The 14,642-nt window shown below is 70.2% G+C and carries 13 protein-coding genes; 5 read left to right on the forward strand and 8 right to left on the reverse strand.

All coding sequences use genetic code 11. The features are described 5' to 3' along the window. Window positions 1-44 precede the first annotated feature (44 nt). Window positions 45-2,525 carry an isoniazid response ATPase/transcriptional regulator IniR gene (gene iniR / locus BN977_RS20035; protein WP_036400926.1) on the reverse strand — a complete coding sequence of 827 codons (2,481 nt, stop codon included), beginning with the start codon at window positions 2,523-2,525 and terminating at the stop codon, window positions 45-47. 8 nt (window positions 2,526-2,533) lie between these two features. After that, window positions 2,534-4,303, reverse strand: coding sequence for an Hsp70 family protein (locus BN977_RS20040; RefSeq protein WP_036400929.1), 1,770 nt, complete (start codon window positions 4,301-4,303; stop codon window positions 2,534-2,536). 200 nt (window positions 4,304-4,503) lie between these two features. Here BN977_RS20040 and BN977_RS20045 point away from each other — a divergent pair, with 200 nt between their 5' ends. The 4 genes from BN977_RS20045 to BN977_RS20060 all read left to right on the forward strand — a co-directional run bounded on the left by BN977_RS20045 (window position 4,504) and on the right by BN977_RS20060 (window position 9,700). Continuing rightward, the gene (locus tag BN977_RS20045) at window positions 4,504-5,019 is read left to right on the forward strand and encodes an Rv0340 family IniB-related protein (protein WP_036400931.1); all 516 of its coding nucleotides are present in this window, start codon (window positions 4,504-4,506) and stop codon (window positions 5,017-5,019) included. Between the two features lie 233 nt (window positions 5,020-5,252). Continuing rightward, window positions 5,253-6,278 (forward strand): IniB N-terminal domain-containing protein, encoded by a 1,026-nt coding sequence (locus BN977_RS20050; protein WP_024455513.1) that lies wholly within the window; start codon window positions 5,253-5,255, stop codon window positions 6,276-6,278. 78 nt (window positions 6,279-6,356) lie between these two features. Then, entirely contained in the window at window positions 6,357-8,189 is a 1,833-nt protein-coding gene (locus BN977_RS20055; protein ID WP_036400933.1) for a dynamin family protein, read from the forward strand. A gap of 8 nt (window positions 8,190-8,197) precedes the next feature. After that, window positions 8,198-9,700 (forward strand): dynamin family protein, encoded by a 1,503-nt coding sequence (locus tag BN977_RS20060; RefSeq protein ID WP_024455511.1) that lies wholly within the window; start codon window positions 8,198-8,200, stop codon window positions 9,698-9,700. A gap of 6 nt (window positions 9,701-9,706) precedes the next feature. Here the strand turns inward: BN977_RS20060 and BN977_RS32915 are convergent, their stop codons facing one another. From BN977_RS32915 to BN977_RS20080, 4 genes are read right to left on the reverse strand one after another with little or no spacing between them, the layout of a single operon-like run. After that, window positions 9,707-10,111 (reverse strand): hypothetical protein, encoded by a 405-nt coding sequence (locus BN977_RS32915; RefSeq protein WP_024455510.1) that lies wholly within the window; start codon window positions 10,109-10,111, stop codon window positions 9,707-9,709. A gap of 40 nt (window positions 10,112-10,151) precedes the next feature. Further along, window positions 10,152-11,090: an LLM class F420-dependent oxidoreductase gene (locus tag BN977_RS20070; RefSeq protein ID WP_024455509.1), complete on the reverse strand. Its 939-nt coding sequence runs from the start codon at window positions 11,088-11,090 to the stop codon at window positions 10,152-10,154. A 10-nt stretch (window positions 11,091-11,100) separates the two neighbouring features. Further along, window positions 11,101-11,724 (reverse strand): TIGR03085 family metal-binding protein, encoded by a 624-nt coding sequence (locus tag BN977_RS20075; RefSeq protein ID WP_036400938.1) that lies wholly within the window; start codon window positions 11,722-11,724, stop codon window positions 11,101-11,103. Between the two features lie 19 nt (window positions 11,725-11,743). Then, a complete protein-coding gene (locus BN977_RS20080; protein ID WP_036400940.1) occupies window positions 11,744-12,283 on the reverse strand; it encodes a hypothetical protein in 540 nt (179 codons plus the stop codon). 106 nt (window positions 12,284-12,389) lie between these two features. Between BN977_RS20080 and BN977_RS20085 the strand changes: the two genes are divergently transcribed. Then, complete coding sequence (locus BN977_RS20085; RefSeq protein ID WP_036400942.1) at window positions 12,390-13,202, forward strand: hypothetical protein; 813 nt, start codon at window positions 12,390-12,392, stop codon at window positions 13,200-13,202. Here BN977_RS20085 and BN977_RS20090 read toward each other — a convergent pair. Next, entirely contained in the window at window positions 13,126-13,728 is a 603-nt protein-coding gene (locus BN977_RS20090; protein ID WP_024455505.1) for a TetR/AcrR family transcriptional regulator, read from the reverse strand. The genes BN977_RS20085 and BN977_RS20090 overlap by 77 nt on opposite strands. Next, the gene (locus tag BN977_RS20095; protein ID WP_036400944.1) at window positions 13,718-14,560 is read right to left on the reverse strand and encodes an oxidoreductase; all 843 of its coding nucleotides are present in this window, start codon (window positions 14,558-14,560) and stop codon (window positions 13,718-13,720) included. Before BN977_RS20095 ends, BN977_RS20090 begins: the two co-directional genes overlap by 11 nt. Between the last annotated feature and the right edge of the window lie 82 nt (window positions 14,561-14,642).

The following is a 14,642-nucleotide window of genomic DNA, read 5'->3' on the forward strand; positions in this document are numbered from 1 at the left end:
AAACCACCCGCTGTGGCGGTTGCCACAGTTGCGACGAGGCGCCGTCAGCCCTGCGGGCCGACCAGGGCCCGCAACATGGACAGCATCTCCGACCGCGATTCGGCCCCGAGCCGGCGGCGGATCCGCGCGACGTGGTGCTCGACCGTCTTGGCCGAGATCAGCAGCTGGTTGCCGATATCGCGATACGGCATGCCCTGCAGCACCAGCTCGGCCACCTCGCGCTCGCGGTCCGACAACCGGGTCCACGTCGGCATCGCCGGTCCCGGCGCCGCCGCGGCACGGGCCGGGGCGCTCGGGACGGCATCGTCGGTCACATCCGACTTCAGGTCGCGGGCGAGCTGCAACATCGAGCCCGACACCTTGCCGTCCGGTGTGTGCAGCGCCGCCTGACTGGCCAGCCGGGTGGCGTCCCAGGTCAGCCCGAACCGGGCCAGGCCGCGCGCGGCGGCCGTCACCTCCTCGGGATCGACCTGGTTGGCCAGCACCCGCAGCCAACTGCGGCCCGCGGTGGCCAGGCTGCGCGCGAACGGACTCTGCCCGGCCGCGGCGGCCAGCGCCTGACCGTGCGGGGCGACCGCCTCGGGGGAGTTGGCCAGGATGCCCGCATGCACGCCGGCCCAGTGCAGCGGCACCGACCACAGCACCGGGTTGCCGAGCCCGGCGAGCAGGCCGAATGCCTCGTCGATGTGGTGCGCAATCCGGTCGACCTGGCGCAGCCGCGCCGCGGCCACCCACACCTCACCCAGCGGCAGCGTGCAGTAGACGTCCAGCGAGTATTCGGCCAGCACCTCCACGGCGGCATACCAGTACTTCTGCACGGCGCCCCCGTCACCACTGCGACGCGCGATCGCGGTGCGCAGGGCCGCCGCCCACAGCGCGTCCCGGCGATGCGGCGCCGACGGTATCGTCGCGACGTCGGCATTCGCCGCGCTCAACTGGCCGTCCTGCATGCGCACCCAGCCGAGCAGCAGCCGGTGCCGGGCCGCGGTGAACCCGTGGTCGTCGGCCGAGTCGGTGCCGGCGGCCCTGGCGATGATGCTGCGCGCCCGCACCGCATCGCCGCCGTGCAGCGCGGCGAGGGTGACCAGCGCCGCCGGGCTGTCGGGGGTGACACCGGCATCGGTGCGCTCGGCGGTGATCGCCTGGCTCAGCCGCCCGATCGCGGCGGCGTACGGCTCGTCCAGGGTGGCCAGCAACCCGACTGTCAGGCTGCGGGCCGCCCGCGCCGTCGACGTCGGCGGGCCGGTGTCCGCGACGGCCAGCGCGGCGCGGGCCGCCGCCGCGTCGCCGGTGCCGATGGCCACCATCGCCGCGGCCGACCCGACGACGGCGTCCGGGTAGGGGCCCAGCCAGCGGAACAGGTCGGCGGCCTGTCCGGCCGCCCCGTCGTGGGCGGCGATGCTGGCGGCGATCCGGACCGCGGCCGCGCGTTCGGCCGCGTCGGACGAGCCGAGCAGGTCGTCGGCCAGCCGTGCCGCGGTCGTGCAGTCACCGGTCATGGCCAGGGCATCGGCCAGCCCGGCGCTGTGCGCGCGGGGCCCCGCTCCGGCGTCGGCCGCCGCCCGGAACAGCCGGGCCGCCCGCGCCGGCTGGCTGCGATGTTCGGTGGCGAGCGTGATCAGCGCGTCGGCCAGCAGCGGGTCGCGCAAGCCGTGCTCTGCCATGCGCAGGGCCAAATCCGTTGACAGCGTTCCCAGCTCGGATTGCGACCGCAACAACGCGGTCTCGTTCTCGTGGTGCCGGGCGGACCCGAGGATCTCGGCAACCGCCCGGTGCAGGATGCCCAGGAACGGCCGGCGATGCACGGGGTCGATCAGTCCGGTGGCGCGGGCGTGATCCATCACCCGGCCGGCCTCGTCGGCGTCGATGCCCAGCGCCGCGGCCATGTCGTCGGCGCCGAGACCGGGGCTCAGCGAGCACAGCAGCAAGGCGTCGAGCACCGGTCGGCCCAGCCGGTGCAGCCGTTCCACCAAGGCGACCCGCGTCGCGGTGCCGATGACGGCCGCGGCGGAATCGGCGTCCGGTGTCCCGACGGCCGCGGCGACCGGGGCCACCAGGAAGAGCAGGCCGGAGGTGGCCGCCTGCACGGCGCGCACCAATTCATGTGGCAGCGAAGGGAATTCGCTGGGCGGCAGGGGCCCCAGCGTGACAACCGGATTCTCCCGCGCCAGGGCGGTGGCCAGACTGCCCAGCGCGGCCCGGTGCGCCAGCGGTGCGGCGGCGACGACGATGGTCAGCTCCGCGCGTTCGACGAGCGTCGTCAACCGGACCAGGGCATCGTCGTCGAGCAGTTCGGCGTCGTCGATGACGATTGCCGCGCCGTCGATTTCGGATTCCTCCGGCACCCACGACAACACCGGCCGGCCGGCGTCGCGCAGCGCGCTGCGCACCTCGCTGACCCGGGTGGTCTTACCGGTGCCGATCCCCCCGGACACCAGCACCTTGGCCGGCCTGGTCGGCGCCTCGATCAGACCGGCGAGCGGATCAGCGGAGCTCGCCCCGTTGCGCCGCGCGCCTGACCCCATCGGTGCGGCTATCCGTTACCGGACTGGACCACCGTGGTGGTGGTCGGTGGGGCGGCCGACGTGGTCGGCGGTGCGGCCGAGGTGGTCGGCGGCTTCGTCGTGGTGGTGGTCGGCGGCTGCGTCGTGGTCGTGGTGGTCGGCGGAGTCGTGGTCGTGGTGGTCGTGGTCGTCGTGGTGGTGGTCGTGGTGGTGGTGGTGGTCGTGGTCGAGCTGGTGGTCGACGGCGTGGTGGTCGTCGTCGTGCTCGGCGGCGGCGGTGGCGGCACCTCGGAGGTGGTGACCAGCCCGTCGGACCCGGTGACCGTCACGGTCTGCGGCTCGGTGACCACCGGCTCGGTGCTCTGGCCTGGCTGGGTGGAGAAACTGGTGGCCGTCTCGATCACCGTTCCGCCCGGTTCGCTGTTGCCGGTCAACGTGATCGCCAGCCCACCACCGGCCAGCAGCACCGCCGCGGCGGCCGCGCCGAAGAGCAGCGGGGGCCGCTTGTACCAGGGCAGCGGCGCCGCCTCGCCCTCCTGTTCGTCGTCATGGGCGAAGGCCACCTCGGGCCTGGCATCGGTGAAACCGGTCGCGTAATCCGGGCCCTCGTAGGGCACCGGCTCGCCGGCTTGAATCGGATTGTCCTGCGACCAGGCCAATCCCGGCGCCGCCGCGGTCGGCGGAGCACCGGCGGCACCGGCCCAGCCCATGGTCGGGGCCAGACCGGTGGGCGCGGCGTCCGGGGTCGCGGCCGGCGCCAAACCCGTTGCGGCAGCGGCTTCGGAGGCCAGGCCGGCCACCAACGCCGCGCCGACCGCGGTGCTGACCTGTGCGTACGGCGTGGTGATCACCGGCGCCTGCAACCGCTCGGACAGACGCTGGGTGACCAACGGAATCGCCGCGCCGCCACCCACGGTGGCGATCGCCGACACACTGGACACCGGAATCCTGTTGCGCTGCAACACTTCGTCCACCGCATTGAGCAAGCCGCCCAGCGGTCCGGAGATCAGTTGCTCCAGCTCCGGTCGGGTCACCCGGACATCGGAGGTGAACCCGGGAAGTTCGGCGGGCACCACGGTGGCGGTCTCGGCGGACAACCGCTCCTTGGCCAGGCGGCACTCGTCGCGCAGCTTGCCGAGCGAACCCACCGCCGCCGTGCCGGCGGGGTCGGCGTTACCCGCCTCGGCGATGCCGGCGATGACATGGTTGAGCAGGGCCTGATCGATCTGGTCGCCGGAGAAATCCGGGTAGCGCTGCGTGGTACCCAACGGGGCAAGGTCCGCGCCCGCGTCGGCGAGGGTGATGCTGGTACCGCTGCCGCCCAGATCGACCAGCACGACGACGCCCTGAGCGGGCAGGCCCGGCCCGCTGCGCAGACCGGCGAGGGCGGCCACCGAGTCGGGCACCAGGGTCGCCGAGGACAGGCCCGGCTTGGCGCGCAACGCGACCTGCAGCGCGGAGACCGCGGCCGGGCTCCAATGCGCCGGGGCGGCAATGGTGATGGGTGAGCCACCGCCGACGGTGTGGGCCATCGCGTCCAGCGCCTCGGCGAGCACCTGATCACCGCGGTGCGACGACCCGTCGGAGGCGACCAGGGGCACCGGGTCGCCGACACGGTCCACGAAGCCACCCAGCACCAGGCCGGGCTGATTCAGATTCGGGTTCTGACCCGGCACACCCACCTCGGGGGCGCGGTCGTTGAACAGGGTCAGCACCGCGCGACGCACCACCGGCGGCCGGCCTTCCCGCGCGGCCACCAGATTCGTGACACCGATCGACAACCCGAGAGAGTCGCCCATGTGATCTCCTGTCGAGAGTCGTGACGCCCTCACCTTAGTGGCAGCCGACGGCGGTCCGCGGCAATTCCCCTAACGTGTCGAAACCCCTAATGGGGCATCCCCTAATGGCGCGATCGACGGGGTGGGTTCGGCACCGATTTGCGCCGCGACGTGCATCGATAGCATCGAAGGCAACTCACAGGAGAAAGGAGGGCGATCCGATGGCAAACGAACTGCTGGACTTCGTCATGTCCCTCGTGCGCGACCCCGATGCCGCGGCACGCTACGCCGCCGATCCCGGCCAGGCGATCGCCGACGCCCACCTCACGGACGTGACCACCGCCGACGTCAACCATCTGATCCCCGTGGTCACCGAATCGCTCTCGGCGGCGGTGCCCACCGGCGGCGCCGACCTGCTGGACTCGGGGGACAACGTCTGGGCCAGCGGCGCCGCGACGGCCGCCTTCGACGCGTTCGGTGATTTCGGCGCCGTCAGCGATCACGTCCCGGTCGTGGTGACCGACGATCCGCACTCCGCGGTGCCCGACGCGTTCGAGCACGGCGTGCCCGCCGTCGTCGACGACTATGCGGCCGACGTTCCGAACTTTGCTGAGGATCTGCACCCGGTCGACGATGTGCCCGTGGTCGACACGGGTCTGGACACCCACTGGAACCCCGACATCGGCGGTGATCACCACACGCCGGTCGATGACGGAGGCTTCGACATCTTCGGCTGATCCCGCGAAAAACCCGCTCACCTGCAAGGGAGCGGGTTTTTTCATGCCCTGAACCCGCCAACCCCAACTACCCCCTAATCCCCTAATGGGTGCAGCCCCTATACCCCTGATGGGGGTGGCGAAAGCAGGGGTTTCGGCCCCGTTCCAGCCGCCGGGCGGAATCCATAACGTTGTTGTCAGTTCGCCGGACCACCCGGAAACAGACAGACCACCACCGAATGAAAGGCACTCCGATGACCACTCTGATCGACTACATCCTCGACCTGTTCCGCAGCCCCGACGTCGCGGCGGCCTTCGTGGCCGACCCCGACCAGGCCATGCGGGACGCCGGCCTGCCGAACGTCAGCGCCGCCCAGCTCGCGTCGGTCGCCGCCAGCGTCGCGCCGGCCGGCGTCGCACTGGGCAACGGCGATCCGGTGTACGGCCTGCAGAGCGCGGTGTCGAGCTACCACAGCTTCGCCTCGCCGTTCTCGCCGCAGACCTCCTACACCTCGGCGCCGACCTTCGCGCCGCAGACCGATTTCGCCAGCCACAACAACACCGACTTCGCCAGCCACAACGACGTGCCGGTGTTCAGCCCCAACCAGGATGCCGGCGCCAACGCCCAGCAGGGCGCGGTCAACCTCGGCTTCGGTGACATCACCCTGTTCGGCAGCAAGACCACCACCACGACGACGACGACGGCCACCAACGGCGGCGTGGTGGTCGACGGCACCAACACCGGCACCGTCACCACCGGGCACGACAACACCGTCGGCGACGACAACACCAACGTCCACGACGTGCTGACCGGCAGCCATTCCCCGGTGATCGTCGGCGCCGGCAACCAGGTGCACGACAGCTCGCAGACCGCGGGCGGGGACGTCATCTCGCACAACAGCGGGCCCGTCATCAAGGACGTCGACACCAGCGGCGGCAATGGCGGCGGGGCCAGCGCCGGCGGCGGCATCCTCGGCGGCGGTCACGCCAGCGGCGGCAGCGGTGGCAGCGGTGGCAGCATCGTGATCAACGACAGCCACGGCTCGACCAACGTCGACAGCGGCAACACCAACGTGGTGGACAGCTCCAGCCACACCTCGACCACCACCTCGGTCAGCGGACACTCCACGATCGACAGCTCGGTGCACGAGGACAGCTCGGTGCACACCACGGTGACCGACGAGTCGGTGCACCAGGCCGGCGGCATCAACACCTACGCCGACACCGACCTGCACAACACCACCACCATCGAGCCGCACACCGATTTCCACGCGTTCTGATCGACACCCGATGGGCGGGGACCACAAGGTCCCCGCCTTTCGGCGCGCATAGCCTTTGATGGGTCAGGAGAGGACGACATGACGCAACCGCAGGACCGGACCGCCGGCAGGCCGGCCAGAACAGTCGAAGTGATCGTCGAGCTCATCGACCACACCTCCCGGATCGCGGCCGCCCACGACCGCCCCGACCTGGTGGAGCGGCTGCGCATCGCCAGGGACCGGATCACCGATCCGCAGATCCGCGTCGTCATCGCCGGACAGCTCAAACAGGGCAAGAGCCAGCTGCTGAACTCCCTGCTGAACATGCCGGTGGCGCGCGTCGGCGACGACGAGAGCACGGTTCTGGCCACCGTCGTCTCCTACGCGGAGACGCCGTCGGCCCGGCTGGCGATCGCCCGGCCCGACGGCGAGCCGGAGTTCGTCACCATCGACATGGCCGAGCTGCGCAACGATCTGCGCAACGCCCCGCAAGCCCAGGGCCGCGAGGTGCTGCGCGTGGAGGTCGCCGTGCCCAGCCCGATGCTCAAGAACGGCCTGACCTTCATCGACACCCCCGGCGTCGGCGGTCACGGCCAGCCCCACCTGTCGGCCACCTTGGGCCTGCTGCCCGAGGCGGATGCGCTGCTGATGATCAGCGACACCAGCCAGGAGTTCACCGAACCCGAGCTGACCTTCCTGCGTCAAGCCGTCGAAGTCTGCCCCGTCGCCGCCATCGCGGCCACCAAGACCGATCTGTACCCGCACTGGCGTGAGATCGTGGCGGCCAACACCGCACACCTGCAGCGCGCCGGCATCACCACCCCCATGATCCCGGTGAGTTCGATACTGCGCAGCCACGCGATCACGCTCAACGACAAGGAACTCAACGAGGAATCCAATTTTCCCGAACTCGTGAAGTTCCTCGGCGACAAGGTGATGTCCCGGGAGACCGACCGGGTGCGCGACCACGTCGTCGACGAGATCCGGGCGGCCGCAGAACATCTGGCACTCGCGGCGGAAGCCGAACTGTCGGCGCTGAACGATCCCGACACCCGCGGGAAGCTGGCCGCCGACCTGGAACGGCGCAAGCAGGAAGCCCAGGACGCGCTGGCGCAGACCGCGCTGTGGCAACAAGTGCTCAACGACGGCATCGCGGACCTGACCGCCGATATCGACCATGATCTGCGAAACCGCTTCCGCCACATCACCGCTCACACCGAGCGGGTTATCGACAATTGCGATCCCACCCATCACTGGGCCGAGATCGGCGCGGAGCTCGAGGACGCCGTCGCCACCGCCGTCGGCGACAACTTCGTCTGGGCCTATCAACGCGCCGAGGCGCTGGCCGCCGAGGTGGCCCGCACCTTCACCGAAGCCGGCCTGGACGCCATCGAACAACCGCATGTCAGCGCACGCGAGATGGGCGCCAACCTCGGCGAGTTCAAGGCCCTGGCCCGGCTGGACGCCAAGCCGATCAAGACCGGCCACAAGATCGTCACCGGGATGCGTGGCTCCTACGGTGGCGTGCTGATGTTCGGCATGCTCACCTCGTTCGCGGGCCTGGGCATGTTCAACCCGCTGTCGCTGGGGGCCGGACTCCTGTTGGGCCGCAAGGCTTACAAGGAGGACATGGAGAACCGGATGCTGCGGGTGCGCAACGAGGCCAAGACCAACATGCGCCGGTTCGTCGACGACGTGTCATTCGTGGTGAACAAGGAGTCCCGGGACCGGCTGCGCGCCATCCAGCGCCAGCTGCGTGACCACTACCGCGGGATCGCCAACCAGACGTCGCGTTCACTCAACGAATCGCTGCAGGCGACGCTGGCGTCGGCCAAGCTGGAGGAGAACGAGCGCAACACCCGCATCGCCGAGCTGGAGCGTCAACTCAACATCCTGCGGCAGGTGATGGACAACGCCGACAAATTAAGCTGATCGGCGGTATGAGCACCAGCGATAATGTGCGCGCGATCCTGGCCGGCACCGTCCGCGCCTACCAGGCCGACCCCGCCTACCGGAACCGGCCGGACGTGCACAACGAACTCCAGCGGATCGGCGCCCGGCTCAACGAGCCCATCCGCATCGCGCTGGCCGGTACCCTCAAGGCCGGCAAGTCGACCCTGGTCAACGCCCTGGTGGGGGAGGAGATCGCGCCGACCGATGCCACCGAGGCGACCCGCCTGGTCACCCGGTTCCGGCACGGGCTCACCCCGAAGGTGACCGCCAACCACCGCGGCGGCCGCCGCTCCAACGTGCCGATCACCCGGGACCCGCACGACCGCGGGCTGACGTTCAGCTTCGACGGCCTCGACGAGGGCGATATCGAGGACCTGGACGTGCAGTGGCCGGCCGCCGAGTTGATCGACACCACGATCATCGACACGCCGGGCACGTCGTCGCTGTCGCGCGACGTCTCGGCGCGCACGCTGCGGCTGCTGGTTCCCGAGGACGGCGTGCCCCGGGTGGACGCCGTGGTGTTCCTGCTGCGCACCCTCAACGCCGCCGATATCGCGCTGCTCAAACAGATCGGTGAGCTGGTCGGTGGGGAGGCGGGGGTGTCGAGCGCACTGGGGGTGATCGGCGTGGCCTCGCGGGCCGACGAGATCGGTGCCGGCCGGATCGATGCGATGCTGTCGGCCCGCGAGGTGGCCACCCGGTTCACCTCCGAGATGGAGAAGACCGGCATCTGCCAGGCCGTGGTCCCGGTGTCGGGGCTGCTGGCCCTGACCGCACGCACCTTGCGGCAGAGCGAGTTCGTCGCGCTGGAGAAGCTCGCCGCGGTGGAACCGGCCGACCTGAGCAAGGCCATGCTCAGTGTGGACCGGTTCGCCCGCGAGGACAGCTCGTTACCGGTGGACGCGGCGACCAGGGCGGCCCTGCTGGACCGGTTCGGCATGTTCGGCATCCGCATCGCCATCGCGGTGCTGCGCGCCGGGATCAGCGATTCGGTGGCGCTGGCCGAGGAACTGCTGGAGCGCAGTGGGCTGATCGCGCTGCGGGACGTTATCGACCAGCAGTTCGCGCAGCGGTCGGATCTGCTCAAGGCGCACACCGCGCTGCTGGCGCTGCGCCGATTCGTCCAGGTGAACCCGGTCTACGCCGGCAGGCAGATCCTCGCCGACATCGATCCGCTGCTGGCCGACGCCCACCCGTTCGAGGAACTCCGGCTGCTGAGCCAACTACGTTCTCGACCAACCACTTTGAACGACGACGAGATGGCGTCGCTGCGCCGCCTGATCGGCGGGTCGGGTACCGACCCGGCCAGCCGGCTGGGGTTGGGCCCCGACGATCCGTACGACGGGCCGCGGGCGGCGTTCGCGGCCGCGCAGCGCTGGCGGCGCCGGGCCGATCACCCGCTCAACGACCCGTTCACCACCAGGGCCTGCCGGGCCGCGGTGCGCAGCGCGGAGGCGCTGGTGGCCGAGTACCACGCCATGGGGCGGTAGGGATCCTCAGGGATACAGTGTCCGGGTCTCGTTGAGCCGTGGCCTGCGCCGGGTGGTGGTCTGGTCATCGCTGGATTCGGTGCTCCGGTGCCGGGTCTGCGGCCCCTGCGTCGGCGACGTCGACGAGGTGGTCGATGACGTCGTCGACGAACTGGTGGCGTCCGGATCGTTGATGTCGGTGGTGGCCGGCGGGCTGGTGCTGGTGATGGTCTCGGTGGTGGTGGTCGCCGACGATGTGGAACGGTCCGAGAAGGTGGGCGTGACGAACTCCGTCGGCGCCTGCTGCGGCTGATTGAACTGACGGGCGACGAACAGGGCGCCCCAGACGATCAGCGCGATGGCCGCCAGCGCGGCGAGGCTGGCCCCGGCCAACGTGGACGTGCGTTCGTGCCACTTACGCTCGTCCGTCACGGGCACCGATAGTAACCGCGCCGTGCCGGTGGCTGCCGGGTCAACCGAGTTGACCGATGACCTCGGAAGCGAAGAATTCCAGGTGGTCGAGATCGGACATGTCCAGAACCTGCAGATATACCCGCGTGACGCCGGCGTCGAGGTAGGCGCCCAGCTTGTCGGCGATCTCGCCCGGGGTGCCCACCGTCGGCGAGTTCTGCCGCATCTCGTCCAGCTCGCGGCCGATGGCCGCCGCCCGCCGGGTCAGTTCCGCCTCGTCGCGACCGGCGCACAGCACGAACGCCGCCGAGTAGACCAGCGAGTCCGGTGCCCGGCCCGCCGCGTCGACCGCCGCGGCGACCCGTCCGAACTGCTCGGTCACCTTGTCCAGCGGGGCGAACGGGATGTTGAACTCGCCGGCGAACCGGGCGGTGAGTGCCGGGGTGCGCTTCGGGCCGCCGCCGCCGATGATGATCGGCAGCGGGCGCTGCACCGGCTTGGGCAGGGCCGGCGAGTCCTTGACGGTGTAGTGCTTGCCGGTGAAGTCGAAGGTCTCGCCGACGGGCGTGTCCCACAGGCCGGTGAGAATCTGCAATTGCTCGGTGAGCCGGTCGAACCGTTCGCCCAGCGGCGGGAACGGGATGGCGTAGGCCTGGTGCTCCTCTTCGAACCAGCCCGCGCCGATACCCAATTCGACCCGGCCACCGCTCATCTCGTCGACCTGCGCGACGGCGATGGCCAGTGGTCCGGGGTGGCGGAAGGTGGCCGAGGTGACCATGGTGCCCAACCGGATGGTGGAGGTCTCCCGCGCGATACCGCCCAGGGTCACCCACGAATCGGTGGGACCGGGCAGTCCGTCACCGCTCATGGCCAGGTAGTGGTCCGATCGGAAAAACGCGGAGAAGGCCAACTTCTCGGCGGCCTGCGCCACGGCGAGCTGGTCGCCGTAGGTGGCACCTTGTTGCGGTTCGACGAAGACGCGGAAGTCGGTTGTTCCCATCTGCACAACACTAAAGGCCGCGGCGGGCCGCCCGCAGAGCGGCAACGGCGTCGTCGTCGCCGTCGAAGGTGACCCGCGCGGGTTCACGGCCGGCGGCGAACAACAGCAGTTCGCCGGGTTCGCCGGTGACGGTCACCGGTGCCCCGCTGCCTGCGCTGGCCAGCACCTTGCCGTCCGGCGCGGCCAAACTCACCCGGGCCGGTGACTTCGACAGCGTCATCCTGGCGAACTGGGCAACCTGCCGCTCCAGCGCGCGTCCGGTCTGATCGTCGAGAACCCTTGGTTCCCAAGATGTTCCGGCCCGTCGTACATCCTCGTGATGGATGAACATCTCGGCGACGTTGACCAGCGGGTCGAGCAGGGCGAACGGCGAGTACACCGGCGGCCCGGCGGCGACCTTGTCCAGCAGGGCGGCCCAGTCGTTGGACGCCGTCACCTGCTCCTGCACCTTGGCCGTGTAACCGGCCAGCGCCGGAAGCAGGATGCCGGGAGCGGCGTCGATGCGCCGTTCGCGCACCACCAGGTGTGCGGCCAGGTCGCGGGTCGTCCAGCCCTCGCACAGGGTGGGGGCGTCGGGCCCGGCCTCGCGCATGGTGGCGACCAGGGCCGCGCGTTCCCGTCGTGCCACCGACATCACATTCCCCCGCTCATGATCAGAAGACGTCCACGCCCTCGACCCGCACGAGCATGCCGTGGCCGGTGCCGTCGTTGGTGAACCGGGTCCCGTCCGACGACGCGGCGATGGTCCAGCCCAGCGCCCGGTAGGTCTTGTAGTCCAGCGTGACAGCCGGGATATCGCCGAGATTGCCCAGTACCCAACGGACTTCGCCGTCGGCACTCAACCGCACGCCGTTGGCCGGCGCTCCGTCCACCTCGGGAGAGTTCTGGAACTGCGACTCACAACCCACGTCGGCGGTGGACACCTGGCAGCGCGTCAACCCCGATTTCGTCTGGATGAAGACGTACCCGTTCTGCGGGGCGAGGGTTTCGCCGCCCGGCGGGGCGGCGGTGGGCACCGGGCTGGACGGGGCCGGCGTGCTCGGGGGTGCGGGGGTGCTGCGGCTCGGGCGCGGGGTGGGCACCGTCGGCTCGATGCCGTCGGTGTTCGGCGCCCCGGTGGGATGGCCGTCGGTCAGGTCGGAGCAACCACCCAGGCTCAGCACGGCGGCCGCCGCGCACACCGCCACTCGCATCCCCCTGCCGACCACACGTCGAGGCTACCGGCTGGAATGTCGCGGCTTCGGGAACGTTACGTCGCATCTCGGTAACTTCACAGCCTGGCCACCTAGGGTCGACGCAATGCTCGGCAAGCACGGCGCCCGTTTGTGGGACAGGTTCCTGGACTCACCATTCTCCGGTCTCGCGCCGTGGGTGTGGATGGCGATGCTGGCCGGCCCTGGGCGTTACGAGCTGGCGGTATCGGGGGCGCTGGCGATCTCGGTGCTGGTGCTCCTGATGTGCGCGCGGCGGGGGATCCCGGTGCACGTCATCGAATTTCTCGGCGTCGGCTACTTCGTGCTGATGGCGATCATCGGGTTCTTTGCCTCGACCGCCACGAAGGCTTGGCTGGAGCTGTGGTCCGGCGACATCACCAATGCGCTGCTGGCCGGGTACGCCATGGTCACCCTGGTGATCAGGCGACCGTACACGATGGTCTACGCCCGGCACCGGATGGCGCGTGAGCATTGGGGCACTTCGCTTTTCGTGCGGATCAACATGATGGTGACGGCCGTCTGGGCGGCCGTGTTCGCCTTCGCGGCGGCCAGCGGCTTCATCGGCGATGCGCTGTGGCACGACACCGACAACTTCTGGACCGGTTGGATACTGCAGCTGGCCGCGCTGTCCTTCGGGGTGGCGTTCAACGACGTGTATCCCGAGCGCGCCTTGGCCGTCGCGCACGCGCACGCGCACGTTCCGTCCTGGGTGCGCGTCGTCGAGTGGGTGCCGCCGTTCGTGGCAGGCACCGGGGTGGCCGGCTGGTTGCTCGGCGCGCTCGCCGCCGCCGGTTGCGCGGCCCTGGTCGCCGGCGGGGCGGTCAGCGCGGGGGTGCTGCGCTGGGCAGCACACCGCCCAGTGCGGTCCGCGCCAACCGCCGAGCATTCTCCTCGGTGAGCGCGCAGTGCCCGGTCATCCGGCGAAAGATGAGGGGGCCGAACAGGATGTCGATGACATCGTCGATCGCCAGAGTCGGGTCGGCGTCGCCGCGGTCCAGGCCGCGCTGCCACAACGTGGCGATGGCCTCGCGCCGTCCCCGCAGGAAGTACTCCCGGAAATACGCCGCCCCGGTCGGATCGTCCGCGCAGGCCGCGAGCAGCTGGGCGAACACCTGCCCGCGCGGGCTGTCGTAGAACGCCGACACCCGGACCACCTGCTCGGCCAGGTCGTCGACGGTGCTTCCGGTGTCGGGTAACGGTAGGGCCTGGGCCATCATGGTGCCGAAGGCCTCGGCCGCGACCGCGGTGCGGGACGGCCAGTGCTTGTACAGGGTGGCCTTGCTGGCGCCGGAGCGCGCAGCGATCGCGTCCATGGTCGCCGCCGGGAAACCACCGTCGTCGAGCAGCTCGGCGGTGGCGGCCAGGACGGCGTGGTGGATGCGATCGCTGCGCGCGCCGGTGGGGCGGACGAAATCAGGCGACATCGTCGAAATCGGTCGATTCCGCCACGGAACGCCACTGCACCAGTTCGGCTTGTACGTGCGCGATCTTGGCCTCGACGGCGGCGATCGTGTCCTTGCCCAGCAGCAGCCGCAGCGGCGGCTCCGGGGAGTCGACGACGTCGATGATCGCTGCGGCCGCCTTGACCGGGTCACCGGGCTGGTCGTGGTTGCGCTCGCCGGCGTGCACGCGCATGGCACCGGCGGGGCCGTCGCTGTAGTCGTCGATGACCGTCTGCTGGGTGTGCAGGCTCGAGGAGTCCAGGAAGTCGGTGCGGAAGTAGCCGGGTTCGACGACCATGACGTGCACGCCCAGCGGTTTCAGTTCGGCGTGCATGGCCTCGGTGATGGCCTCGACGGCGAACTTGGTGGAGGCGTAGACACCCCAGCCGGGGGAGCTGGCGAAACCGCCCACCGAGGAGATGTTGACGATGGTGCCGGACCGCTGCGCGCGCAGCACCGGCGTCACCGCGCGGGTGACGGTGAGCAGGCCGAACACGTTGGTGTCGTAGACGGCGCGCACCTCGGCGTCGGAGGCCTCTTCGACCGCGCCGAGCAGTCCGCGGCCGGCATTGTTGATCAGCACGTCGATCCGCCCGAAGCGTTGCACGGCGGCGTCGACGGCGGCCGTGGCCTGGCGCTCGTCGGTGACGTCCAGGGCGACGGCCAGTAGGTTCGCACCACCCTCGGGCAGCGCGTCGTACACCGCGGCGGTGTCGCGTGCGGTGGCGACCACGCGGTGGCCGCGGGCGAGGGCGTCGCGGGCGATCTGAAGCCCGAAACCGCGGGATGCTCCTGTGATGAACCAAACGCTCATGGTGATGACCAGCCTTTTCTCGGTTCAACTGAACTGTACGATCAGTTTAGTTTAGTGGGACGCCCGGTCCAACGGTGCGATG

The organism is Mycolicibacterium cosmeticum (genome assembly GCF_000613185.1).
GTDB lineage: Bacteria > Actinomycetota > Actinomycetes > Mycobacteriales > Mycobacteriaceae > Mycobacterium > Mycobacterium cosmeticum.